This window comes from Paenibacillus vandeheii, from assembly GCF_030433635.1.
Lineage (GTDB): Bacteria > Bacillota > Bacilli > Paenibacillales > Paenibacillaceae > Paenibacillus > Paenibacillus vandeheii.
In genome coordinates this window covers 81,013-106,134 of record NZ_JAROCD010000009.1, presented here as the reverse complement: position 1 = coordinate 106,134, position 25,122 = coordinate 81,013, and the positions used below count along the sequence as shown (strand labels likewise).

Below are 25,122 nucleotides of genomic sequence, written 5' to 3'. Positions count from 1 at the left end.
GGCATAATTCAATTGTGATTTTGCAGAGAATGTGATTTTTTCGTGATTTTTTGAATTAATTTAGTCCTCATGTGTTGTCTCATTCAGCCCAAATACCGCAGTATATCGTCGATTTTCTTTCCGTGAGAGATGACACCGTAATTCATCCAAGTCATAAAATCCACCTCATAGACGTGACCGCTTTTTACTGCAGACAGCTGTTTCCACTCATCTCTTTCCAAGAGCTGCCGTTCCTCTCCGGGATCGGCAGAATTCATATTATCAAATGTGATAAAGAGATGATCCGCCTCAAGCTGACGTAGCTGCTCCAGCCCAATACCTACTCTTCTACTTTGACTCGCCCATTGCTGTACACGGAAATGCGGGGTTAATCCTAGCTCCTGATATAATACAGGCCCTACATAACCGTATTGATCCCCGTAGAGAATAATTTCCGTTGCCGATATACGTAAAAAAGCAACGGTTTGTCCACGCATATGTTGTGTCAAAAGTTTCTTGGCTTCCTGCGCCTTTTCCTCATAATCACCTATTACATCCTGCACCCGGCTTACCTTTCCCAGCACATCCGCGGTGGATTTCAAAATGGAACGCCAATCCTCTCCCTGATGTTCCACATAAAATGTCGGGGCTACTTGCTCAAACCGCTCCAGATTCCAGCGTTGGAAGCCGTTATTCAGCATAATAAATTCAGGTACATTCGTCTCATTAAATCCTACATCAAGTTGGGTAACGTCAAATTCAGGAACATCTTCCAACCCCAAATAGTGCTGTCTGCCCCAAGAACGATGGGAAGTTTGCAGTATCGGCTTTATTCCAAGTGAAAGAACAAAATCCTCCAGATACGGAGCAAACACACGAACCTCTTGACGGTGATGACGCCGATACAATCCTGGTGAAACACCTGTATGTTGCTTGAATCGGCGGCCGAAATAATATTCATTATTAAATCCCACATTCTGTGCAATATCATGCAATCGATCATCGGTCAGCTGTAACAGCAGTTTCGAATGCTCCAGTCGAACAGCATTCACATAGTCAAGTGGAAGCTTGCCTGTAATCCCCTTGAATTGTCGGGTATAACTGGCTCTGGTAAGCCGGACCTTTGCTGCCAGATCGTCAACCGTTATCGGCTGATCAAAATGCTCACGAATATAACGAATTGAGCTTTGAAGCCGGGCACGGTCATCCGGCGATTCAATCTCGGGATCATTTTGTCGCAGAAGCATTCGGAACCACTCCTGGAAACGCAGTTGTATCTCCCATTGGTCCGACCAGTCATGAGCAGTCTGCCCACGCAATATCTGTTCCAGCGCCTTTAGACAGGAACTCCATGGACTAAAATTCAGCTCAATAAGAGGCAACCGATCTGGATCTGAAACAAAGGCCGGAGGCTCTTGTTGCACCGTTTCACCTGTTATACTCAACCTACTCGCCCTATCTTCTTTCAGCTCAGCTACCATCAGCTCAAGTCTATAATATTGCAACACACTGGAGCCTTCAATTACAATGGTACGTCCAGCTGGAACAAACATAATCATCCCTTTTTCCAGACGAGTGTCCCTATTGTCTAAAGAGTCTATTGAGCCATGCCCACCCGTCACTACGAAAAGAGCGTGTGATGACGTCTTGTTATATGTCTGCCTGTTGGCGTTATCGACTTGGCTATAATCCATGTGTTTCATATGTCGAAGCATGCATAACCAGGGCTTGGGAATCAGCTGTACAATCGTGGGACACATATTCATCTTCCTTAATTGAGAATTGTTATCATTTACAATAGTTTAAACGAAAAAAGAAAGCTCTTCAACCCTGAGGGAAGAACTTTCTTATGGAAAAGGGCTTATGGCGTCATTTTTTGCAAAAGATCATCAATCTTCATTATGTTTGCCGTAATCGCACCTGATTGCCAATACGATCTTTCCATCATGTACACATGGTCGTTTTTGACTGCCGGGAGAGATTTCCACAACTTGCTATCCAGCACCTTCATAGCTTCCTTGTTCTCTGGAGATGACCACTCTCCATTGGATGGAAATACAATAATATGATCCGCATCAAGCTCTGGAAAAGCCTCTTCGGACAGGATTTCCTGATATTCTTCCATTTTGCCGACCAGTGGATGAGGTGTTAGACCAAGCTCCGAATAAATAAACCCGGTAAATCGATTTTTCACACCGAACAATGCCAATGTATTATTGCTGATATTCAGTCGGACAACCGCTACGGTCTCATCCCCGACTGCTTCCTGAAGCTTCCCCTTAGCGTCTGCAATCTTGGCCTCAAATGCCGCAACAACTTCTTTACCCTTATCTGGTTTACCAACAACATCGGCAATGGTCGTCAAGATTTGATTGGAATCCTGCAAAATGTCTTCTGGCAAGCGGTACGTCGGTGCCACCTTTGAATACATTTCATACTTCTCCATGTCCACTCCACCATCCACAATGATGAGATCCGGATCATACTGCAACAAAGCCTCAATGCTACCTGTAGTATCAAATTGTGGCACATCCAGATCCAGATATTCCTGCACACCCCACATCGGATTATACCACTGTACTACAGGTGTGATATCAAGAGCCTTAAGATAATCCTCCACATAGATACCAGCAATCCGCTGCGGATGCACCGGAATCGTCACATCACCGAATTCATCCTGAACGACACGCGTCTCTGCTTCTTTTTCTGTTGTTTCAGATGTACTGCCATCCGATACCGTGGTCTCAGATGCAGGAGTCTGTTCTGCTTTTGACTCGGAGTTTGCCCCACATCCTGTTATAACTACAACCATGAGTAGCAAGATAATTGTCCACCCTTTGAACTCTCTACTGAACCTTACCATGACACTCTTCACCCCTATGTAATCTGTTGTGTATCGGTGAGAACACATTTTTATGAATAATGATTATCATTCTCACTCAATGCTTAGATGAATTGTACCTTATGCTGTGTAAGACCCACAATACACATTCGAAGCTATTTTTTTATACAAACGAAAAGGATGTACAACCGTCACCCCCGCTTTTTCGCAGGGGCAATGTACCTTGTTGATAACAATCCTACTCATCTGGCTTCTCTCCCCCATTCTTTGCTGCCAAATACATCTCGGGAATCACAAAACGCTTCATTATATGTTCCTCATCCGCAGTAAAATGATCCAATGCAAGATCCTGATATTCATTCAGGACATGTCCAAAAATACGAGCAATCACACCACAATCGACCAAAGCATTGTGCCTGTGAATTCCGTCTGTGTTCAAGTCATAATACCGGATCAAGAAATCGGTAGAGATGACCTCAGAGATTTCCGGATGAATATATGTGAACATCGCTTTTGTATCCAAAACCGGATTGGAAAACATCAGCAGCCCATTCATATCACAATGCCGTTTCAACATGGGCCGATCATACTCATACCCCGCCTGCGTTACTAATACCTTATCCCCGATAAATTCCAGGAAAGCCTGGTATGCTTCTGCGAACAAGGGAGCCTGGATCATATCCTCATTTGAAATCCCCGTTAACTCCGCCACCGCTTCTGGAATCGGTTTAGAGGCACGTACAAGTGAAGTGAATGATGAATCTAATGATTCCCCTTTTTTGTAATACATCGCACCAAATTGGGTCACACTCTCCTCTGCCGGATTAATCCCCGTGCCTTCAAGATCAAATATACAGTACGTCCTATCGTGCAATTGAGGGACTTTCAGCTCTTCAACAATATATGTATCCGGCATAAACGTAATCTTCATTCGTCGCTCTTCCCCCAATCATTGAATAGAATACATACATCCAAGAAACTAAACCTGTTTTTCCCACAATCGTGTTACCTGAACCAACCTGCTTTCACGATCAAACTCCAGTTTGTAGATGTCCGGCATCGTTGTATTTACCCAGAAGTCATAACTGTAGGACGGATCATAATAATTGAAAATCAACGTCATGATATCCCCATGGGTGGCAATCACTATTTTTTGCCCCGGATGCCTATCGAGAATTCGCTGTATTACAGTGATTGCCCGTGACACGGCGACTTCCCCGGATTCTCCACCTGCATAAGCAAACGCAGGATCATCGTAGAGTCTTTGTTTGGCTTCCCGAAAATGTTCATGCTTCAATTCAGGACCTGACAGCTCACGCTCACGTAAATCCTCTTCGGTGACCACAATTCCGCCTGACACTTCGGCCAATCCTTGAATCGTATCCACGGCCCGTCTATACGGGCTGGAATAAAACAACTGGATCTGCTCCCGATGGAGCAAACCCGCGACGGTGGCTGCGCCCCTTTTGCCTTGTTCCGTTAGACCACGCTCACGTTCCTGCCCTTCCATATACTCAGACTCCGCGTGTCTTACAAAATATAAAGCCGTGTTGGCTTCATTCGTCATCTGTCCGCCATTCCTTTCTTCTTTTCAATGACGATCAGGCAGGTGCTGTCTGGCAAAGGTGCAGGTTGACCGTTTTCCTCCATAAAGATAATTCGTTCTCCAAGCGCCTCCGTATATCCTTCCTGAAGAAAGTGCCGGAACGTAATGATCTCTGCTTGATCACCCAGCGCTTTGCGAATACAATCCTTATATGCCGACGGGGTAAATATGCCGAATTGCTCCTGAATCTCATGGACATATGCTTCTTCACCCCAAGTATACGTGTACAAAAATTCCATCGCATCGTTGATATCCAGTACCGCCTCATTCCCGGAGATCCGCTCGAATTCAATGCTGCGTCCCTGGAAATCCTGTGCGTACCGCTCCAGCCACCGTATCCCATCCGGTTCAAGGAAACGAATCCGGCGCTTCTGTGCTTCGGGTTCGGTCATAATGCCATCCCGGATCAGAATTCGGCCCCCTGGGGACAACACGTCAAACGAACTTCTCAGTGCAGCAACGACGGTATCGCTGTTAAACCTCCGGCCATCACGTTCAATATACGAATACAGTTCATGCAGAATAGATGAAAAAATAACCGTATCCACCGTGCCTGGCTGCACGTATTGATCCAGTTGAAGAGCATCCCCCTTCAATACTTGCCAGCGATGTGCCTCCCGCTGCTTTTTACGCTCCAGTGCCTCAATGACATTCGCTGAAATATCAATGCCAATTGGCTCCATCTCAGGTCGTTCCTGCTCAATCAGATCAAGCAAGATTCCACCGCCGGGACCGATATCGAGCACTCGTTTGCCCACCATATAATCCAGCAGCACTTTCTTGTAATCACCTGAGCTGTTCATGTCCGCCAGATACGTCTCTTCATTATGGAATCGATCATACGCATCCCGTCGCAATCCGAACAGGTCAAATAACAGCAGCACAGCCTTCTCATATAATGGAGACTTTTCTGCCTCAATACAGAACGCAATCAGCTTCTCCGCCGCCGGAGAAAATTCAAATGTTACAAATACCGTATCCCGCAAATTCGGATGCCGTTTAATTCGATGTGTCAAGTGAGGGTAAGTGATCGTCTCACCTGCTTCAATCTGCGCCCACGAATACTGCTCCAAATACTTTTCGATCATTCGTTTCTTGTAAATATTCAGTTTCTTGACACCCTTGTAGTCGTAATACATCGTGTTCATTAATGGTTCAAAGCTGATATGCCTTACAACATCCAACGGTTGCTCCCGCGAAGTCGAATTTCTGTCTGATTCTTCCGTTGTTCTGCCAGTGCTGTTCGTCATCGAATCATCTACAGATAGCACCATAGCTTCACTGCTCAGCGTCAAAAGGAAGATCTTAACCATCTCCTGCAACGAAAAATCGTGCATCGCTGACTCCACATACCATAAGGTCCGATGAGCCAGTGGAGCGAGAAGTCTCTCTATCTCAAGCTGGGCTTGAAGTTTGGCATACGCTTCATCCATCGCTTCTCCTTGACGTATAGACGAGCTCCGCAAGCGTGACAGCCGCTCCTTCACATTCCAGTCAGTATGATCCGGAGCTGTCATGATCCAGCCCACGATACGCTGCACTTCAGGCTGAACCTGATTCCACAGCGCCAGGTCAACGCCTGCAATAACGCATTCATTCAGCGCCATCAGGATGGCCTGCAATTCATCAGAGGTAAGCCACCCTTGCGTTATGAACGAATGCAGCGGAGCATTTTCAGCAAACGGGATTTCTCCTCTGATGTACTGACCAATAAGCCCGTGTGTGGCAATAAGGGTGCGAATGATCTCATCCCGTGGTGTGGGTGAACTATGTGCTGATTGTGCAATTTGTGTACTATCACTTGGAAGATCATTTAAAAAATCACTCGGGGATTCCGATCGTGATGCATCTTTCTCCTCACAATTACCTTGCTTGCCTTGCAAATCTCCGACACTTCCATACATGTCGTATAGCTGGGCTGAACCCACATTGTGCACGAACAGGTTAACCCCCTGTTTCTGCCAACTTCTGCGCTGTTTCAGTGATCCCGCCTTTGCCGTTTCCGACCAGACCAGCACATCCTCCAAAATTTCTCGAATCCAAAAAGAAACCTCAAGCTGATCCAGCACCTGAAGTGTGCGTTCTACATAATCCAGTACCGGGTTCGTACCTTCCAGCTCTGCTATGGAATGAATACGTTCCAGGTTAATATTCGGCTGTTCCGCCGCTGCAAGTAGTTGCAGCCACTGTGGTTGCTTCGCCTCCGGTAGCTGGCCTGACTTGTAAGATTGTATGGACTTTAATGAGTGCAGCATGGATCTCTTCACCTCGTTATCCTTGTTAGTTAAAAAACTAAATATGTCATTACAGCAGACGAATACGATCCTGCACAAGCTTGATTAACTGATCCTCTTCCACTGCAGGTAACCTCTCCTCTAGACGTGCAGCCGCGACAGGCAAAATCCAGGCATCCAACTCCTTGCGGGATATCCCGGAAATCTGGATATAATGTTGAATATAGTGATTAAGCATTACATTGCGAGCCAATTCAAATTTCCTATGAACAGCCGGGTCCATATCCTCCGGCAACGTGCCGCTCATTAATATTACCCAACTGCGTGCCACATCACCCGCCGGATCACCCGACATGCCTGTCATCCAGTCTATAACCCAATATTGATCCCTCATTTCATTCAACATGACATTGTCGGGATGAAAGTCGCCATGACAAATTTGCTTTCGCTCTGGAAGAGACGACAAATAAGCAATTACCTGTGTCTTATCCTCTTCCGACAATAGATAGGTATTTCGAATGGCTCCAGTAAGAATCTGCTTTTGTGTAGGTAGTACTCCTTCATCATCATCCTGGACGTGTAGGCTATGATGACAGACTGCCATTTGACGCGATAGTTCTTCGATCAACACGGGCTCCTGAATCATGAGGGATAACATCGTGTTGCCTTCAATCCGTTCAAATATGATCCCTTTACGCGATCCATCATCCATAAACAACCTTGCCTGTGGCACAGGTAAGCCCTTTTGGAATACTGCCTCGGTAATTCGAAACTCATTCTGGACAGCTTCAGCTGGAAAATCGGCATGGTATAACTTCATAATCTGATTTGATGCGTACTCATAGATCTCAGCCGTTCTTCCTTGCCCAATCCGTCTCACTTTTCATTCCCCCTAAAATGATACACTTCCTGCTTCCATTTTATATCTTTCTGTACCCATGTGCTTCTGCACAGTAACCAGAAAATGTACACACAAAAAATGGCCCGGAAGAACAGCCAAATCGCTTATTCCTCAACAAGCCATCCTTTCTTTATAAACCATTTTCCAATTCATTTTGATCTCATTTCAAACTATTCTATTCAAACTCATTGCCTCTTACCTTCGCAAACACCATCATATCCACCAGCTCACCTGTTCTGTCACGTCGTATCTTGCGTAATACACCTTCAAGGGTATAGCCTGCACGCTCAGCCACTTTGGCACTTTGGACATTCCGTGCATCACAGCGGATTTCCAGTCGGTTGGCCTCCAGATAGTTTATTGCGAACTGCTCGATGCCTCTGACTGCTTCCGTCATCAGACCCTCACCGGCACGCGATGTTCTGATCCAATAACCGATCTCGAAACAGCGTGCATTCCAGTCTATTCGATGCAGTCCGCTGCTGCCCACGAATTCATCCGTAAATCTGTCACGTAAATGAAGTATCATGTCGGTACGCTCCAGAAATTGCAGCCTCGCCTTCCGAACATGTACCTCGGATTCTTCAAGGGAAGGAACATTCTCGGCAAAAGGCAGCCACAAACGCAATTGCTCCGCACTTTCAACGATTGCCTCATTCACTGCCGCTCCATCTCCCCACCTCGGGGCACGAATGGTCAATCGCGGTGTATCGAAGCTTTCGGGAAAGGACAGCATTAACGGATTAAATGAAGCCGAATTGGTCATTAACTTTACTCCTCCACCTGGAATATTGAATCAATGATCAGCGGCAAGTTATCTCTCACGGATACAGCACCAAATACGGAACGGGCGTGTACGCCCTGTTCTCCGAATACATCCAGCATCAGATCCGAGAAACCGTTTAACACTTTATGGTGCTCCTCATACGAGGCCGTGGCATTGATGAACCCCTGCACCTTCACCACCCGTTTCACTCGTTCCAATGAACCGAGCACTTCCTGAACGACAGCCAATACCTCGATGGCGGCATTTCGGGCAAAATCATATCCTTGCTTCGTTGTAAAATCCTCCCCGAGTTTGCCGCGTTCTTGCGTATCCGGCCCTTTACCGGCCACATACATGATTCCGTTTACTATTACGGCATTGGCATACTTCGCTGATGGCGCGCTTGCCTGAGGTAGTACAATGCCCAATTATTCCAACCTGGTCTGTATCATCGGCATCTCCTTTATGTACAAAAATGTCCTAGCAATCTATCCATTTATTTCTAATTTAGATAAACCTCAATATACGCCGGTTCCTTTAGAACCGCAATATAAAAAAGTGAAACATAATAAAGGACCTGATTCAATGTCTCGCTGGCAGGATTTCTCAGGCACTTTTTTTATGCTTGGCTTCTGATTCCCAGTTATCTAATACCAACTTCTTGTATTTACCTATAGGCTTAGCCTGTCTTTTTATGTTATTATATAGGACTACATTCTCAAAATGGAAATGACCCAAATACATAAAAAGGACAAATGATGAGTACAAAAACACGGCATATTATTCTGATTTTATTCACCATCATACTAATTATTGCATCCATCTTTTTTCATAAGTATCGTGAACTCAAACATCACATCGAGTCCTCTGCTGACTCAGCATACCGCAGTGTTATACTGGAAAGTATTCATTATAAAAAAGAGCTTGATCGATATATCAAAAGCAACAAGACAACAGATAAAACAAAACTGACTCTTTATACGAACAATATTAAAAACGCTTTCGACCACTATGGGCTCATTACGATTATGGTCGATGGAACCACACAAAGGTTATATACTGAGAGAAGTGATTTTTACTATCAGTACTGGCACTTGTTTCCCCCGGACTATGCGGAACTTACATTAGAAGAACTTCAAAAGGTAAGTGACAAAACAAACTTAATTATTAAGGAACTCCAACGGTTAAAATAGCCATGATAAGTCTTGTTCCATAGCTACATCCATCCATTCACCCTATTTCACTGCTCCCATCGAACCTGCTTCTCTGTACTCCTGCCGATATGTTCTGGGTGATACCTGAACCGTCCGCTTGAACATCTTTCCGAAATGTGAAAAATTGCTGAATCCCGCTTGCAGAGCGATCTCCGTTATGGAATCATCGCTTTCACGCAGCAAACGCTGCGCTTCCTTCACCCGAAGCAGATTAAGATAATCACTGAACGTGAAACCTGTGGTCTGTTTGAACAAGCGGCTGAGATAATGAGGGCTGATGCGGAACAATGCTGCAACCTCTGGCAAAGCCAAAGCTTGATGATAGTTTTCGTTAAGATGGCGGACCACTGCCTGAGCCTTGGGATGCAGAACTGGCTCACTGTCGGCCGAATGCACGGTGCCCAGATGTTTGTTACGATAAGCGAACAGCAGCAATTCAACAGATCGGTGACGCAGCAGCAGGCTGCTTCCATCTCTCGTATGAACCATCTCATCAATCATTTCACTGACCATTCGATCTGCTGCCTCACTTATCTGTGAAGGAAGTCTGAGAATGGGAGTATCCCAGCCGAATGGCTCCTTTAGCCCCTCAGCCAACTCAGGTAAAATAGCCAATTCCGTGAACAGCTCTGGCTTGATATACAGAACAATTCGATCATGGTCTGGCCTTCCACTCTCCATCGTTTTATGAACGGTATTCCGGTTGATAAATACGAAGTCACCAGCCTTGACCTGGTAGGTACGGTCCTTGATGAAGTAAATGCGCTCACCGGATAACAGATAGTACAGCTCATAATGGTCATGTAGGTGGTCATCCGTCATGGAGAAATATCCAATGCGACGATCATATTCGATATTCAAATAACCGGTGGGATCATTGTAATCCGCTCGAAATGTCTGTGCCATGCAGCTGCCCCCTTTGCTTGAATTATAGCAAAATAAGCGGCATTTGAAAGCGATTACGCACAAAAAGCGGCGAAAGAAGTGCTCCCTTGTTATAGTCTAGAGCTATATTCAAGGAGGCGATAGACATGAGTAACAAAAAACGCTACGTATTGGTCGGAACAGGCGGCCGTGCTGAATTTTTCTATGGAGCATTAGCCCAAAATTTCAGGGAAACATCCGAGCTGGCAGCTTTTTGCGATATTAACCAGACCCGCATGAATTATGCCAATCAGCTGCTGAGGGAAAAATATAAATACAATGAGGTGCCTACTTATCCTGCGAATCAGTTCGATCAGATGATTGAGAACGAGAAGCCAGACTTCGTAATTGTTACCAGCATCGACCGCACCCATCACAAATATATCATTCGCGCAATGGAGCTTGGCTGTGATGTCGTAACCGAGAAGCCGATGACCATCGATGAGCACAAATGTCAGGATATTCTTGATGCCGCCAAGCGGACCGGACAAAATATACGCGTCACCTTTAACTACCGTTACGCACCACACCACACCAAAATACGGGAACTAATTCAGAATGACACGATCGGGAAAGTGACTTCAGTCCATTTCGAATGGCTGCTGAATACACGCCATGGTGCCGATTACTTCCGCCGCTGGCACCGGGACAAGCGTAATAGTGGCGGACTGCTCGTACACAAATCCACCCATCACTTCGACTTGGTCAATTTCTGGATCGGTTCCCAGCCTGAGACCGTTTTCGCTTTCGGGGATCTCATGTACTATGGTAGAGAAAACGCCGAGGAACGAGGAGTGACCCAGTTTTACACTCGCGCAACAGGCAACCCGCTTGCACAAGAGGACCCTTTTGCCCTGCACCTGGATTCGGATGCACATCTCAAAGCCATGTATCTGGATGCCGAGCCGGAAGACGGTTATCAGCGGGATCAAAGCGTATTCGGAGATGGCATCAACATCGAGGATACGATGGGTGTGCTCGTTCAGTATCAGAACAGAGCCATTTTGACCTATTCGCTTGTTGCATACCAGCCGTGGGAAGGTTATCGCATCGCCATTAACGGTACCAAAGGCCGAATTGAGATGAACATTGTGGAACAATCCTACGTTAATTCGCTGGGTGACAAAAGTCTCGAAGGTGCATTGATTGGGAAAACACTGCGAGTACTCCCCATGTTCGATGCCCCGTACGAGGTTCAAGTGGAGGAAAAAGAAGGCGGTCATGGCGGAGGCGATCCGGTTCTTCTGAATGATCTGTTCGGAGAGCCTGCGGAAGATCCATACCACCGTGCTGCCAATCAATTAGATGGAGCAAGATCTATCCTCACCGGAATTGCAGCCAATCGCGCCATCGCAACTGGCTTGCCTGTTCGCATCAACAATCTGGTTCGTTTCTAGGAACACAAGGCCGCTCCAACCACATTCCCATCCAAGGCTGCGTATATTACGCAGTCTTTTTTCACATTTGACGTCGGCCCTGAAGTCTATTTACGTAAGGAGGACTCTATGTTTTTCTCATTAAAAAGTCGCCTGATCGCCTTTATCGTTGTGCTCTTCGTCCTCTGTTTTGGCACGCTCTCCTTCCTGCTCTTCAAGGAGTCGCGTACCGTAATCCGATCCTATATTGAATCCTCTGCTCTGGAGAAGATGGAGGAATACGGTTCGTATGTCGATATGGTTCAAATGCAGATCTATGATGTGGCCTCTCTTGTCTTCAACAGCGATACCGCCAAGAACTGGGATAACGCAATGAGTGACCCCGACCTTCCTGAAGGGGAAAAGATGCTTGTCAATCTGGCGATGAGCCGTTTTCTGACCCAGGCTACGAACAGTTACACCAGTATCTCCGATGTATCCATCTATAGACGGAATGGGCTCCGAATTGGCAGTGAGAATCAAGTAGCGACCGACCCTCTCTTTTTGCAAGAATCATGGTACAAAAATTTCTTCATCTCAGGCAATCACTGGCTGCCTGTACATACCGATCAACATGAAAACATTAGGGATCATGGCAACCCGGTGGTTAGTCTGCTGATGCCCATTGGGACCTTTCACCATGCTACAGCCCAGAATGTGATGAAAATTAATGTCAGCGAATCTTACTTTCTGGAACCGCTTAACCGAATCCATCTGGCCGAGAGCAGCACTATTTTTCTGCTGGGTGAACAAGGAAACCCTATTCTCTCACAGCAGACAAATCAGCTTGGCGCCGGAGCTTTAGCGGAAATCGATCAAATTCGGAACAACTCGCTCAAATCGGGTGTGGTGTATCTGAACAACGAGCAAGGACAGCGTGACATTCTGGTATACAAAAAGCTGGGGCGTACCGGCTGGATGCTGGCTGGTCTGGCACCGGAAAAAGAGCTATATTCCTCTCTTCACAAGCTTCAGAGTACCATTTTGGTGGTCACCATTGTTCTAATTATCGTCTCTTTGTTTGCCGCTGCATGGCTCTCTTATGGCGTCACCAAACCTTTAACTCGACTGGTACTAGCCATGAGACAGGTACAGCGCGGCGCATTCGACCAGGCAGAGTCCCTTCTGCCCCCGGACAAAAACGTAAAAAGCGAAGTCAGTTATGTCATCTCCACTTTCCGCTACATGATCAGCCGATTGCGTCAGCATATCCAGAACGAGTTCGAGTTGAAGCTGCTACGTCAACAAGCGGAGTATAAAGCGCTGCTCATGCAGATTAATCCCCATTTTATGTTTAACACGCTAGAACTGGTAAGCAGTCTTGCCATGCAGCGCCGAACAGATGATACGGTTCAGGTTATTGAGGATCTGGGCAAAATGATGCGCTTCTCCATGAATACAAGTGACGACAGGGTACAGCTTGCAGAGGAGCTGGCTTATATCCGCCACTATATCTCCATTCTGCAAACCCGTTTCGGTCATAAGCTGGACATTACGTTGACACAGGAAGGCAAGCTGGATTCCCTGGTCATCATCAAATTTATCCTTCAGCCACTTGTTGAGAATGCCGTCAAATACAGCTTCCAGCACCAGACAACCGCCGAGATACACATCAGGATCTCCAGACGGAATAACCGCCTGCATTTCCACATTTCAGACAATGGACCCGGTATTCCGGTCGAAATTATCCAAAAACTCCATGATCCTGTTGAAGCTTCTCAACTGGAACCCCTATTGCGAAGCCAAAGCTGGCACATCGGACTCGGAAATGTGGTTGCACGCTGCCGCTTGCATTACGGCACCCTGTTTGCAATTCAGATCAAGAACGGAGAACGTTGCGGCACATGTATTGAACTGACTCTACCCGTACAGGAGGAATATGATGTACAACGTATTGATCGCAGATGACGAGCTTGAGGTCCGCGAAGGGTTAAAATTGAAAGTGGATTGGCAAGGCATGGGCTTTGCCATCTCAGGTGAAGCGGCGAACGGCATCGAAGCAGAAGAGCTTCTGAAAGCTGAACATTTTGACTTGTTAATTACAGACATGAACATGCCTGTGATGGACGGCGTGCAATTGTTGGACATTTGCCGAAGCCATAATCCTTCCATTCAGATTATGATCATCACTGGATATGAAGATTTCCACTATGCCAGAGCAGGTGTGCGCAGCCAGGCCATGGATTATTTGCTGAAGCCTGTAACCCGGGATGAGCTGAAAACCACATTATACAAAATCAAAGAGACGTTGGATAACAAGAAAAAGGTACACGGCGATTCGGAAATGATGCAATGGCGTCTCTCCCAGTATTACAAAGAAATGAAGCAACGTTTCCTGCTAGATCTCGTTCGGGGTCATCGCCTCCCTCCATCTTCATTGCCAGAGCGGATGCGGCTGTTTCATCTGGAATCGTGGCAGGATCACAGCGTCTGTTTCATCACCGCCGGCATGCGAGACTCCGATATACAGACTGCTCCGGTGGAGCGTGTTCCCGAAAAGCTCCATCTTGCCTTTGAGCTGCTTTGTCACGAACTGGCCCAGTCCTATCCAGATGACGTTCAAGTGTTCCATGACGGAGCACACCCCGGGATTATGCATTTCATTACATTGGATGGTATTCAGCACGAATTTGCTCAGCAAATCACAGAGCAGACACGCTCCGTCATTACAATGGACGTACAGGTTGGATTAGGATTGCCCGTATCAGGGCTTGAGCGCTGGAAAGATGGCTATATTCATTCCCTCTTGGCATGGAACTCTGCTGGACGCAAAGGTGCACAGGATCGTGTGCCCGTAGTAGATCATAGTCCATTGCTGCCTGAGGAAACCAACCGAATGCTGCATCGATGTCTTATACGTGGAGAACTAGATTCCTTCCGCAACGTGATTCAAAAGGAACTTACTGACTCCTTTCGGCTATCCACCTCCCGTATGATCCGAAGCCTTTTTCAAATTTCATTATTGATGGAATCCATCGCTATCGAATTTAATCAGCCTCCTTTCGAACATGAATCCACGTGGATTTCCCCGGAATGGGTGCTTTGGCTAAAGACTCCAGACCAGGCAGAACTGCTGCTGATGCATTGGGCAGAAGATTTCGTGAATCAACAGCAGCCATCCGAGGTTGGAGAAGCTACGGTCATTGAATCGGCCAAGCGATATATCGAGGAAAATTACATGCTCGAACTAACATTAACTTCGTTAGCGGAGCAATATAACTACTACCCGACCTACTTTTCGGAAATGTTCAAGGAGGCTGCCGGCATCTCTTTTATTCAGTATGTGACCGAAGTTCGAATGAAACATGCTCTTCGTCTACTGAAGGAAACCCAATTAACTGTCTGGGATGTTACAGAACTGACAGGCTTCCATTCTCCAAGCTATTTCAGTTCAAAGTTCAAAAAAATGTTCCATATGAGTCCCTCGGACTATCGATTGCTGCATTCCGAAAAAAATGATAATGATGATCCGAAGAAATGAGATTCCAGCTTTCCGCCCTCCCCGGTATGATGAATTTACTGAGAGAATCGCCTCCAGTATTGTAAGCGGATTCAATTCCGAGGTGATCATGAAAAACATCCATCTTGAAGGGAGGCCTATGATGAGAAAGCTGTCCAAGCCGTTATATGGCCAGCAGAATATGACAGCCTATTTGTTTCTGCTGCCCTGGCTCATCGGACTCTTCTGTCTGACACTGGGACCTATGGTTGCGTCATTCTACCTGTCCTTGACAAAATTTAATTTGCTGTCATCACCCACGTGGACGGGGCTCAGCAACTATGTCCAGATCTTTACCGAAGACGATACCTTTCGCAGATCTTTGGGGCTAACGTTCTATTATGTATTTCTATCCGTTCCGCTAAGACTTGCCTTTGCCCTACTGGTAGCGATGGCGCTGAACAAAGGGATTCGGGGACTCGGCTTATACCGGACCGTGTATTACATTCCTTCCCTATTAGGCGGCAGTGTGGCCATTGCGATCGTCTGGCGCCAGATTTTCGAGGGAAGTGGCTTGGTCAATCAGTTCCTAAGCTGGTTCGGGATCACCGGCCCCGCCTGGATTGCCCATCCCGATTACGTGGTCTATACGATCATCACGCTCTCTGTATGGCAGTTTGGTTCGGCCATGGTTATCTTCCTGGCCGGCCTGAAGCAAATTCCAGCCGATTTATATGAAGCTTCGGACGTAGACGGGGCCGGAAAGATACGCCAGTTCTTCGGTATCACACTCCCGATGCTTTCCCCTGTTATTTTTTTCAACCTGATCATGAGCATGATCAATTCATTTCAAGCCTTTACACCCGCTTATGTTATTGGGGATGGACGGGGAGGCCCGCTCGACGCAACGATGTTCTATACCTTGTATTTGTATCTGAAAGGCTTTTCGTTCTTTGATATGGGTTACGCTTCTGCCCTGGCGTGGATCATGCTGGTCATTATCGGGGTATTCACTGCAATCGTCTTTCTCACCTCAAAATTCTGGGTATTCTACGGCGACAATCAGGAAGGGAGATAAAGCACATGCCATTAAAGCGACGATTGCTTCAAGCCGGGAGGCATACCGCCATTATCCTTTTCGGTCTGTTGATGTTGTATCCGGTGTTATGGTTAATTCTCAGTTCGTTTAAACCGAATCATCTCATCTTCACCAATAGCAGCCTCATTCCAACCAGCTTCACCTTTGAGCATTTTGTGAATGGTTGGAAAGGATTACAGGGTGTGTCGTTTGGTCGCTTCTTCGGCAACTCGGCGCTGATCTCGGGCATGAGTGTGCTGGGAAATGTGATCTCCTGCTCCCTTGCAGCGTATGCCTTTTCCAGATTGAAATTCAAGTTCAAAGGACTGTGGTTCAGCATTATGCTGGTCACCATCATGCTCCCTTACCATGTAACTCTGGTTCCTCAGTACATTCTGTATAACGAGCTGCATTGGATTAATACGTATTTTCCGCTCATTCTGCCTAAGTGGCTGGCGCAGGATTCCTTCTTTATTCTGCTCATGGTTCAATTCATCCGTGGTATCCCACGGGAGCTGGATGAGAGTGCAACCATTGACGGCTGCGGGCAATCACAGATTTTTTTCCGAATCGTAGTGCCTCTTCTCGTTCCTGCACTGATTACAACAGCGATCTTCACCTTCATCTGGAGCTGGGACGACTTCTTCAGCCAGATGATCTATCTGAGCAAAATTGATCTGTTTACCGTACAGCTGGGCATACGTTCCCTGTTCGATCCATCGGGACAATCGGATTGGGGAGCGCTACTCGCCATGTCCACACTGTCTCTACTGCCTGTGACCCTCATCTTTCTGGTATTTCAACGTTATTTTCTTGAGGGGATTGCAACGACTGGACTGAAATGATTACGAAAATACCTGTCCAGACGCAATAAGTGCACAACAGATATTATGCTTTTCATTATCTATCGTCAGGGGGATTTATCATGTTCAAACGATTGATGATCAGTAGTATAGCTTCACTCCTGTTATTGGTAACTGCCTGCACTGGAACGGATCATACCGGTGCTGATGAGCAGACAGGAACAGGAACCGCTGAAGGAGGGCAAGTTGAACTGCGCATGATGTGGTGGGGCGATCAAAAACGGGCAGATATTACGAATGAAGCCCTGAAGGTTTTTCAGGAGAAACATCCGAATATTAAAATTGTAGGTGAATTTGCACCTTCCTCTGGATATTTTGACAAGTTAAATACACAGCTGGCGTCAGGCACCGCTCCGGATATTTTCTTCCTCGGTGGTAATGTAGTTGATTACGCGAAGAAGGATGTCCTTCTGAATCTGGACCCATATGTTGGTAATGAACTGAATCTGGACGGCATGGATACCACCATGGTTGAGTATGGCCGTCTTGATGGAAAGCTGCAGCATATTTCCGCTGGGGCGAATGCACGGGGCATTGTCGTCAACCAGGCGCTGTTCGATCAAGCGGGAATTCCGCTGCCAGCCTCAGATTGGACTTGGGAAGATTATGCTGCGATCAGCAAAGAGCTGTCCGACAAACTCGGCAAGGGCTATTACGGAACTTATAATTTCACCGTTGACGGTATGGACATCTTTTTAAAACAGCACGGCAAACAGCTATATGATATGAAGAACGGCACGCTCGGATTTGCAAAAGAAGACATTTTGGAATGGTTCACCTACTGGGAGCAGGCTTCCAAATCCGGAGGTGTGGTTACGCCTGAATTGCAAGTTTCCAATCCACCGGATGACACCAGTAAATCCTTGCTTATTACAGGCAAAGCAGCGATGAGCCTGCTTCCTTCAAATCAGCTGGCTGCTTTCCAGAGTCTGACCGAAGACAAGTTAATTCTTTTACCTGTACCAAGAGGCCCAAAGGGAACTGGAGTTGTATTCGAGTCCAGTCAGGGATTGTCAGGTTATGCAAACACCAAGCATGCCAAGGAAGTCGCGATTCTGATGGATTTCTGGATTAATGATCCGGATGCAGCCAAAATTCTCGGTAACGACCGCGGCGTACCTGTGACGGAAGCCAACCGCAATCTGCTTCAGCAAGAAGCGGGACCTGTTGAAGAGATTGTATATAATTACACCAGCTTTGTATCTGATGCTACAAAAACGGAGCCTTTCGACGTAAGCTATAATCCTCCGGGATTTGCTGAATTCTCCAAGCTGGCCCAGACAACCAATCAGGAAATCGGCTTTGGCCGAAAAAGTGTGGAGCAAGCTGTAACTGACTTCTATAATGGCACCGTGCGAATCTTTGAGTCCAATCAATAAATAACCGCTAGAAGGAGGTCGACATGACAGAAGCCGTGCTGAACAAGCTGCGCCAGATCTCGATCCACGATAATGTAAAGCCAGATAAACCGGAAGATCAAAAGTTAATACAGGAATGGCAAGCGTCGGGTGTTCGATTCGCGGCATCCGGCGGACGACTAGAAGCGACTTATTATTCCGCCCTGGAGAAGTTACTCACTTGCATTGTGCCCCTGAATGGCAGTGAGCCCATTCTTCAGGAAGGTGGCATCTATCTGGGCTGCTGGCTGGAGAGTACCGGGACCATTAATGCGGAGCTGCTGTCACGTCTAATTCCTTCTGTATCGGAAACGACCTATCTCGCTTTTGCCCAACACCAGAGAGAAGATGGATTGCTGCCATATAAGCTAACGGAGAACGGTCCTTCCTTTCGCCAGATTCAGCTCGTTACACCATTGGCACGAAGTGTATGGAACCACTACCAGCTTCATGGAAAGGACCGCTCGTTCCTGAAGACCATGTACAAGGCCATGGTACGTTATGACGAATGGATTGCAACGTATCGCAATACCCGAGGGACCGGCTGTGTGGAGGCTTTTAGTACCTTTGATACCGGGCATGATCTGTCCCCCCGCTTCTGGCATGTTCCGGATACGCCTTATAAGAATGATGCCGCGTCTTACCATCCGGATTCTCCGGTTCTGCCTTTTTTGGCACCAGACTTAACCGCCAATATTTATTGCCAGCGCATGTACTTATCCCGTATGGCCGTGGAGCTCGGGGAGTCTGGTGCAGAGTGGAAAGCAAAAGCTGAAGCCAGTCTGGAAAGTCTCTTCCGTTACTGTTATGACGAAGAAGACATGTTCTTCTACGACCGGGATCGCAATGACGAATTCGTTAGAGTACAGTCTGATGTGCTGCTGCGTGTGATGGCCTGCGAGGTGGGCGACCGGGAAATGTTTGATCACATGCTGCGCAGGTATTTGCTGAATACAAGCAAGTTTTTTGCCAAGTACCCGTTTACGTCCATGTCGATGGATGATCCAAGGTTTGATCCGTTCTCTTCTTATAATAGCTGGGGCGGAGCGTCCAACTTCCTGAGTCTGATTCGTGCACCGCATGCATTTGAATATCATCATCGGTATGTGGAATTGACCTGGGTACTGCAACCTATCCTGTCGTCCCTTTCCAAAGCAAAGCGCTTTGCGCAGGCATTAAGCCCTTGGACCGGGGAGGAAGGTTTTACCGAAACCTACTCCCCCTCCATCCTTTGCCTGCTTGATTATGTAGAACGGTTATGCGGCATCATGCCGATTGAATCGGACCAACTGTGGTTTACCGGTCTTCTACCCATCGACATGGATCATGGCGAAGAAGTTGCTGGCCACACGGCGTATAGCCGCACGGTGAATGGGCTGCATTTTGAATTGGTGAACACACCAGAACGGGTAACGGTATATCAGGACGGTAATGTTCTTATAGAGGGTCCAGCGGGAATCCGGTTGCTTACGGACCGTAGTGGACATTTGGAAGGTATCATCGGAATGAGCGTGCGCACCATTGAGGGTGAACTGGTTTATGGAGGTACGTCCATTCCAATTCGAATCAAAGGAAATGAAATGCAGCGATATACAGACGGAAGCTTGAAATCAGAACGAGATATCGGCATCATCTATCCTTCCTATCGATAGGGAGTTAAAAAAGTGCCTTCTCTAAGGAACATTAAAAAGACCATTCCCGATAAATAGGTACAACACCAAAAGCGCAAGTGACAGGGAACTTCCCCCTGTACTTGCGCTTTTGGTGATTTGCTATCGAGATGAGTCTCTCCACAACGGATGAATAACCGATGATGGTTCCGTAGACTCCCTTTATTTTTATTATCAAACGAACCTTTCGTTTACGCTTTCCGCTCCCACGCAGGGTGACGATAGAATTCAATCGTATCAATATAGTTCACCGTGTACTTCTGTTCGACTTCCGACAGCTCCAGCAGCTTTCGATCGATTTGTTTCAAACCCATGACCACGTCATGCCGAAGAAGATCCATTGCGATTTTGCCCACAAAGCCGCCTTCCATCTCCTTGTGTTTATTCCGAAATTCTTCATTATAGATCAGTTCCGGCGTAAACGATGCTTCAACAAAGGCGTTGACGAGCGTAAGCTCATCCCCCTCCATCTGTATCGCGATATAATAGTTGCCACGTTCATCCCGAATGAGGTCTTTATACATTTCCACGTTCATCTGAATCACTCCCTATATCTTAAGTTGTACTATTGTTATGAGTAAAGAACATGGGCGCCATTTTGCTCACCTCTTGCCCTCGTCCATTCATATAGTAGGTATAAATGGCGAACGGAGGATTGCTTATGAATTGGCACCAATTTCATACAGGAAAAACACTACAGCAGCGCCTGGCCGAGTTACAAGGACATCTGGCAGAATTGAATGCTCCATTGTCCGGTCTGGAACCTGGAATAATCAGCAAAGTTTTTCCGCGCAGTTTTATCAAAGTCAATCGGCAGTTATTTGTTCCACTTAGTTTGTTTTCCATTCGTGTATTTGATATTCCACGAGCACGACGTGGCGTACGGGTAGGCATTCGCACGGTATTCCCATCGAGAAATGCATTTAAAAATATCCGACTTGTTGGTGTTGGATTGGATTACATTGAGCTCCAGGCAAAAGGTAAATTCTCCTCACGTATTCTCTTTCCTTTAACCCAGATTGAATCGATCTATCGTCCAACGAATAAAAGGAAGAAATAAGGAGTCCAGAAATTGCTAAATCCTGTCTCTGCCTGCAACAGCCCGATTAGAGAAACAATCCATACCAGGGTTAACCTCGTGTCATAATATGCATGTTTCACTTTCTTAGTATAACTCATACATGCATGGGTCTGCTCGGATATTGTGCCATAGTCAAAAAGCGGTGAGCACAGAACCCTTCTGTGTCTCACCGCGCAGATGCCTACTTATTAAAGGGATCAAGATGTATCACATCAGATGCCTGTCCACACATCCTTGGCATAACGTCCTTCCTGCTGCAAACGTTCTAACCAAGCATCGGCTTGCTCCGTGGAGTTGCCGCTGACATCAGCGTACGCTTTCTTGAGGGTTGCTTCAACATCAGGTGCCATCTTGCTGCCATCGCCGCAAACATACAGATGTCCCCCCTGTTCGAGCAGAGGAATCAGCTTGTGTGCATCATCTCTCATCAGATGCTGCACATAACATTTCTCTTCTCCGTCAACGCGGGAAAACGCCGTATGAAGCTGAACAAGACCCTCTTGCTCGGCTGTTTCGAGTTCATTTTTATACAGATAATCATGTTCGGGGTTGCGACATCCAAAATACAGATGGGCTTCGCCAACCTGCTGACCTTGTTCCTTCATTACACGTCTTGCCTGCAGGAAACCACGGAATGGAGCCACACCTGTTCCCGGACCGACCATAATAATCGGAGCCTCTGCATTCTCTGGCAGTTCGAACCCGGACTCAGGCGTCCGTATGAACATAACGACCTCTTCACCCGGCTTCAGGTTCGCCAGATAGTTGGATGCTATGCCTTTATACTCGCCCTGACCACTCCATGCCGGTGCACGCACTACACTGACGGTAATGCTGGCTTGCTCAGGCTGCACTCGCGGTGAACTGGAGATGGAGTAATATCGTGCTTTCAAGGAAGGCAGCAGCTCCAAAAACCGCTCGAAAGGCAGTTCACATGCCTCGTATTTGACCAGATAATCCAGCATGGATATGCGTTTCTTACGCACTTCTTCCATGTATACAGATTCATCAAGAAGTTCTTCGAGCTCCTTCTTATGCGGTGGGCACACCGTGTACGCCGCCAGTTCTCTCAGTTGAGCCCGAGTTGCCGCTTCCTGAAGCTCCACACTGTGACTGAGCAGATCAACCAAATTAACCGGTTGGTGCAATGGCAGATGAGCAGCGCTGCGACCGGAGGCATCCAAAACCAGATGTTCCGTACCCGTGAATCCATATCGTTTCAGTACACGTTCTACGAGCTCAGGCGGGTTTTGTGGCAAAATGCCCAAGTGATCGCCTTCCTTATATGTTGCGCCTTCAGGCAGTTTAATTTCCAGATGTCGTGTGCTTCGTTCGCTGCCTGCATCGTGAAGTTCCCGATTCTCAAGCACTTCGGCAACGTGTGCATCATACGTATCTGCGAGCGGTGTTACCGCCAGTCCGCTGACAAACTGTACAGACAAGGAACTGCGTTCACTACCTGAAATTGTATTTAACTTGAGACCCAGCGTTCGTGCCAGATCCGGCCATAATTGCTCTGTCCAATCTCCAACCTGTTTCTCGAAGTCCCCGCTGGCATCACTTTCTCCGATGGGAGATAACCGTTCTGCCCCTTTGGAAGACAACTGTTCATCAATCAAACGCGGAATGCGCTGGTACGTACTGGCCCAGTTGTGGTCCCCACATCCAAGAACAGAGAACCGAACGCCTTTGAATTCTCCTGCATCCGCATGTTCAATCCATTCGACGAAATCCTTGGCATTGCTTGGCGGTTGACCATTGTAGGATGCACTCACAATGATGACGGCGCCTTCCTTGGGCAGTTTGCCTACTCGATCATCCAGGGTAGCCACCTCACTGCGGAAGCCCTGATATCTGGCGGTATCTGCGATTTCACGCGCAATGCCTTCCGCCGTCCCGAGATTGGATCCATACAGGACTAGCATTGGGGTGTGATGGGCATTGGCTGTATCCGGTTCTTGTCTTTTGGCAACCGGAGTCGGCTCCTCCATAGCAACACCCGGAACAGCCATGACCGGCTGATCCCCGCGTGCACGAACACGGATCGTAAAGTTATCAGGTTTGAGCGTCAACGTTTCTTTCACTTTCAACTGATAGTCCGCATGATCGATGAGTTCAAAATGCTTCAGGACCATGCCCAGCACAAGTGTTGCTTCCTGTAAGGCGAACTGCTGACCAATGCAGGCCCGCTGACCATTACCAAACGGTTTGTAGGCATCATGTGGCACCTTGCTCGGATCTTCGAACCGTTCCGGCCGGAATGCCTCCACATCTTCACCCCACGCGTCGCGGTCCCGGTGCAGCTTGGGAATGAGCACACTGACACTGTCCCCTTCTTGCAAAGGATATTTCCCGTCCAGAACAAGGTCTTTCTTGGCGTATAAGGAGAATGCCGGAGCTGTAGGCCACAGCCGCAAAGCTTCGTTCAAAACCATGCGAACATACTTCAGATTGCGAACCTGATTGTATGTCGGAACCGGATCTTTCAGAATCTGATCTGCTTCAGCCTGAGCCTTGGCCAGTGTATCCGGATTTTTCATTAAATAATAGATGGCAAAGGACAACAAGCCACTCGTCGTCTCATGTCCAGCAATCAGGAAGGTGATGATCTGGTATCGAATATTTTCATCGTCCAGCGTTTCCCCGGTTTCCGGGTCCTTGCCACTGAGCATATGAGACAATAGATCGTCTGCCCCTTCCTGAGGCTGCTGCTTGCGCTCCGCAATAATATGATCCACCAGAGAGAACATCGAACGGATATCCTGCTCAAACTGTTTCTTTTTGGTGATCATCAGCTTGTCTTGCAGACGCAAACGCTGCAACGAACTCATCGATTCGTCCAGTGCTCGAACCATGCTCGTAATGAAAGGATGCGGTTCTTCCCGGTAAAAGCTGTTAAACCTATAGTTGAATCCACACAGTCCAATCGTATCCAGGGTGAGACGAGTCATATCATCCGGTACGTTAACCGTCTCATCCGGGTTCAATCTGGACCACTTCTGCACGAGCTGTACAGCGAGATCAATCATTTTGTTATGATATCCCTGCATCGCACGTTGGCTGAAGCTGGGCAGCAGCACATTATGAGCTTTTTTCCAATTCGGTTCTTGTGTCCAACTCGTAAACAGGCCATCTCCGGCAAATGCACGAACCTTCTCCAGCGGTGCCCATACACGTTTATCGAATTTGGACTCGTCGCTTACCTCGGCTACCAGGTTGTGACCTGAAATATACAGTTCGCTTCGTCCCGGATACTCCATTCGAAAAATAGGTCCGTACTCTTCGGCGAGTTTCACCAGGGATTGTACAGGCTCATCGGTATTTATCTGTGGTAAGTTTCCTAAAGGCCCAAACGTTTTGGGTTGGGGAACTGAAATTTGCGCCATGATACTCACTCCTCTTCCAAGTAATACGTTCTACAAAAAAATAATACCTTCGTTCAACTACGACTTCAGAACAATAGACATGACTTCATTTTCTGCACATTTTCATATTTCATCCAGATAACTTAAAAATTATAGACGGAACCAACTGACCAAAACGGTTTATTGGTCATTTTAGAATAAAAAAAATGGGTTTCTTCGTTATCTTTCTTTTACCCTAACATTTCCAGTCTCAATCTTCAACAGTCTCAAAGTCGTAGGACCAATGGGTAGCCATCAGATTTATGTGGAAAATTTTGGCACATCTTAGCCCAACCCTATTGAGTTTTT

The 25,122-nt window shown here is 47.0% G+C and carries 20 protein-coding genes; 9 read left to right on the top strand and 11 right to left on the bottom strand.

Going from position 1 to position 25,122, the window contains the following annotated elements:
• Positions 1 to 83: 83 nt before the first annotated feature.
• The 8 genes from P5G61_RS18890 to P5G61_RS18855 form a co-directional block, all read right to left on the bottom strand.
• A complete protein-coding gene (locus P5G61_RS18890) occupies positions 84 to 1,538 on the bottom strand; it encodes an AraC family transcriptional regulator (protein WP_301247932.1) in 1,455 nt (484 codons plus the stop codon).
• A 302-nt stretch (positions 1,539 to 1,840) separates the two neighbouring features.
• Positions 1,841 to 2,791 (bottom strand): ABC transporter substrate-binding protein, encoded by a 951-nt coding sequence (locus tag P5G61_RS18885; protein ID WP_301247931.1) that lies wholly within the window; start codon positions 2,789 to 2,791, stop codon positions 1,841 to 1,843.
• A 268-nt stretch (positions 2,792 to 3,059) separates the two neighbouring features.
• A complete protein-coding gene (locus P5G61_RS18880) occupies positions 3,060 to 3,752 on the bottom strand; it encodes a 3'-5' exonuclease (RefSeq protein ID WP_301247930.1) in 693 nt (230 codons plus the stop codon).
• A gap of 48 nt (positions 3,753 to 3,800) precedes the next feature.
• Positions 3,801 to 4,388, bottom strand: coding sequence for a histidine phosphatase family protein (locus P5G61_RS18875; protein WP_301247929.1), 588 nt, complete (start codon positions 4,386 to 4,388; stop codon positions 3,801 to 3,803).
• On the bottom strand, positions 4,385 to 6,682 hold the full coding sequence (locus P5G61_RS18870) for a class I SAM-dependent methyltransferase (protein ID WP_301247928.1): 2,298 nt from the start codon (positions 6,680 to 6,682) through the stop codon (positions 4,385 to 4,387). Before P5G61_RS18870 ends, P5G61_RS18875 begins: the two co-directional genes overlap by 4 nt.
• A gap of 49 nt (positions 6,683 to 6,731) precedes the next feature.
• Positions 6,732 to 7,541, bottom strand: coding sequence for a phosphotransferase family protein (locus tag P5G61_RS18865; RefSeq protein WP_301247927.1), 810 nt, complete (start codon positions 7,539 to 7,541; stop codon positions 6,732 to 6,734).
• A gap of 196 nt (positions 7,542 to 7,737) precedes the next feature.
• Positions 7,738 to 8,328, bottom strand: coding sequence for a GNAT family N-acetyltransferase (locus P5G61_RS18860; RefSeq protein ID WP_301247926.1), 591 nt, complete (start codon positions 8,326 to 8,328; stop codon positions 7,738 to 7,740).
• 5 nt (positions 8,329 to 8,333) lie between these two features.
• Complete coding sequence (locus tag P5G61_RS18855; RefSeq protein WP_301247925.1) at positions 8,334 to 8,756, bottom strand: RidA family protein; 423 nt, start codon at positions 8,754 to 8,756, stop codon at positions 8,334 to 8,336.
• Positions 8,757 to 9,086: 330 nt separating this feature from the next.
• On the opposite strand from P5G61_RS18855, the gene P5G61_RS18850 reads away from it, so the two are divergent.
• Entirely contained in the window at positions 9,087 to 9,521 is a 435-nt protein-coding gene (locus tag P5G61_RS18850; protein ID WP_301247924.1) for a hypothetical protein, read from the top strand.
• A gap of 42 nt (positions 9,522 to 9,563) precedes the next feature.
• Here the strand turns inward: P5G61_RS18850 and P5G61_RS18845 are convergent, their stop codons facing one another.
• Positions 9,564 to 10,448, bottom strand: a complete 885-nt coding sequence (locus P5G61_RS18845; protein WP_301247923.1) for an AraC family transcriptional regulator — start codon at positions 10,446 to 10,448, stop codon at positions 9,564 to 9,566.
• A gap of 125 nt (positions 10,449 to 10,573) precedes the next feature.
• Here P5G61_RS18845 and P5G61_RS18840 point away from each other — a divergent pair, with 125 nt between their 5' ends.
• The 7 genes from P5G61_RS18840 (at position 10,574) to P5G61_RS18810 (ending at position 20,310) form a co-directional block, all read left to right on the top strand.
• On the top strand, positions 10,574 to 11,863 hold the full coding sequence (locus P5G61_RS18840) for a Gfo/Idh/MocA family protein (protein WP_301247922.1): 1,290 nt from the start codon (positions 10,574 to 10,576) through the stop codon (positions 11,861 to 11,863).
• A gap of 108 nt (positions 11,864 to 11,971) precedes the next feature.
• Positions 11,972 to 13,789: a sensor histidine kinase gene (locus tag P5G61_RS18835; RefSeq protein ID WP_301247921.1), complete on the top strand. Its 1,818-nt coding sequence runs from the start codon at positions 11,972 to 11,974 to the stop codon at positions 13,787 to 13,789.
• Positions 13,764 to 15,362, top strand: coding sequence for a response regulator (locus P5G61_RS18830; protein ID WP_301247920.1), 1,599 nt, complete (start codon positions 13,764 to 13,766; stop codon positions 15,360 to 15,362). The genes P5G61_RS18835 and P5G61_RS18830 overlap by 26 nt, the downstream gene beginning before the upstream one ends.
• Before the next feature lie 121 nt (positions 15,363 to 15,483).
• Positions 15,484 to 16,398, top strand: a complete 915-nt coding sequence (locus tag P5G61_RS18825; protein ID WP_301247919.1) for a carbohydrate ABC transporter permease — start codon at positions 15,484 to 15,486, stop codon at positions 16,396 to 16,398.
• Positions 16,399 to 16,403: 5 nt separating this feature from the next.
• Complete coding sequence (locus P5G61_RS18820) at positions 16,404 to 17,243, top strand: carbohydrate ABC transporter permease (protein WP_301247918.1); 840 nt, start codon at positions 16,404 to 16,406, stop codon at positions 17,241 to 17,243.
• An 80-nt stretch (positions 17,244 to 17,323) separates the two neighbouring features.
• On the top strand, positions 17,324 to 18,640 hold the full coding sequence (locus tag P5G61_RS18815) for an ABC transporter substrate-binding protein (RefSeq protein ID WP_301247917.1): 1,317 nt from the start codon (positions 17,324 to 17,326) through the stop codon (positions 18,638 to 18,640).
• Between the two features lie 23 nt (positions 18,641 to 18,663).
• Positions 18,664 to 20,310 (top strand): MGH1-like glycoside hydrolase domain-containing protein, encoded by a 1,647-nt coding sequence (locus P5G61_RS18810; RefSeq protein WP_301247916.1) that lies wholly within the window; start codon positions 18,664 to 18,666, stop codon positions 20,308 to 20,310.
• Positions 20,311 to 20,519: 209 nt separating this feature from the next.
• Here the strand turns inward: P5G61_RS18810 and P5G61_RS18805 are convergent, their stop codons facing one another.
• Positions 20,520 to 20,864: a hypothetical protein gene (locus tag P5G61_RS18805; RefSeq protein ID WP_301247915.1), complete on the bottom strand. Its 345-nt coding sequence runs from the start codon at positions 20,862 to 20,864 to the stop codon at positions 20,520 to 20,522.
• Positions 20,865 to 20,989: 125 nt separating this feature from the next.
• On the opposite strand from P5G61_RS18805, the gene P5G61_RS18800 reads away from it, so the two are divergent.
• Complete coding sequence (locus tag P5G61_RS18800) at positions 20,990 to 21,388, top strand: hypothetical protein (RefSeq protein WP_301247914.1); 399 nt, start codon at positions 20,990 to 20,992, stop codon at positions 21,386 to 21,388.
• 233 nt (positions 21,389 to 21,621) lie between these two features.
• On the opposite strand, the gene P5G61_RS18795 is transcribed toward P5G61_RS18800, so the two are convergent.
• A complete protein-coding gene (locus P5G61_RS18795) occupies positions 21,622 to 24,795 on the bottom strand; it encodes a bifunctional cytochrome P450/NADPH--P450 reductase (protein ID WP_301247913.1) in 3,174 nt (1,057 codons plus the stop codon).
• Positions 24,796 to 25,122: the final 327 nt, after the last annotated feature.

Bases quoted from the DNA above. Each gene is read 5' to 3' on its own strand.
- P5G61_RS18890 (WP_301247932.1), bottom strand. From the start codon at position 1,538: ATGATTATGTTTGTTCCAGCTGGACGTACCATTGTAATTGAAGGCTCC.
- P5G61_RS18885 (WP_301247931.1), bottom strand. From the start codon at position 2,791: ATGGTTGTAGTTATAACAGGATGTGGGGCAAACTCCGAGTCAAAAGCA.
- P5G61_RS18880 (WP_301247930.1), bottom strand. From the start codon at position 3,752: ATGAAGATTACGTTTATGCCGGATACATATATTGTTGAAGAGCTGAAA.
- P5G61_RS18875 (WP_301247929.1), bottom strand. From the start codon at position 4,388: ATGACGAATGAAGCCAACACGGCTTTATATTTTGTAAGACACGCGGAG.
- P5G61_RS18870 (WP_301247928.1), bottom strand. From the start codon at position 6,682: ATGCTGCACTCATTAAAGTCCATACAATCTTACAAGTCAGGCCAGCTA.
- P5G61_RS18860 (WP_301247926.1), bottom strand. From the start codon at position 8,328: ATGACCAATTCGGCTTCATTTAATCCGTTAATGCTGTCCTTTCCCGAA.
- P5G61_RS18850 (WP_301247924.1), top strand. From the start codon at position 9,087: ATGAGTACAAAAACACGGCATATTATTCTGATTTTATTCACCATCATA.
- P5G61_RS18845 (WP_301247923.1), bottom strand. From the start codon at position 10,448: ATGGCACAGACATTTCGAGCGGATTACAATGATCCCACCGGTTATTTG.
- P5G61_RS18840 (WP_301247922.1), top strand. From the start codon at position 10,574: ATGAGTAACAAAAAACGCTACGTATTGGTCGGAACAGGCGGCCGTGCT.
- P5G61_RS18835 (WP_301247921.1), top strand. From the start codon at position 11,972: ATGTTTTTCTCATTAAAAAGTCGCCTGATCGCCTTTATCGTTGTGCTC.
- P5G61_RS18830 (WP_301247920.1), top strand. From the start codon at position 13,764: ATGTACAACGTATTGATCGCAGATGACGAGCTTGAGGTCCGCGAAGGG.
- P5G61_RS18825 (WP_301247919.1), top strand. From the start codon at position 15,484: ATGAGAAAGCTGTCCAAGCCGTTATATGGCCAGCAGAATATGACAGCC.
- P5G61_RS18820 (WP_301247918.1), top strand. From the start codon at position 16,404: ATGCCATTAAAGCGACGATTGCTTCAAGCCGGGAGGCATACCGCCATT.
- P5G61_RS18815 (WP_301247917.1), top strand. From the start codon at position 17,324: ATGTTCAAACGATTGATGATCAGTAGTATAGCTTCACTCCTGTTATTG.
- P5G61_RS18810 (WP_301247916.1), top strand. From the start codon at position 18,664: ATGACAGAAGCCGTGCTGAACAAGCTGCGCCAGATCTCGATCCACGAT.
- P5G61_RS18805 (WP_301247915.1), bottom strand. From the start codon at position 20,864: ATGAACGTGGAAATGTATAAAGACCTCATTCGGGATGAACGTGGCAAC.
- P5G61_RS18800 (WP_301247914.1), top strand. From the start codon at position 20,990: ATGAATTGGCACCAATTTCATACAGGAAAAACACTACAGCAGCGCCTG.
- P5G61_RS18795 (WP_301247913.1), bottom strand. From the start codon at position 24,795: ATGGCGCAAATTTCAGTTCCCCAACCCAAAACGTTTGGGCCTTTAGGA.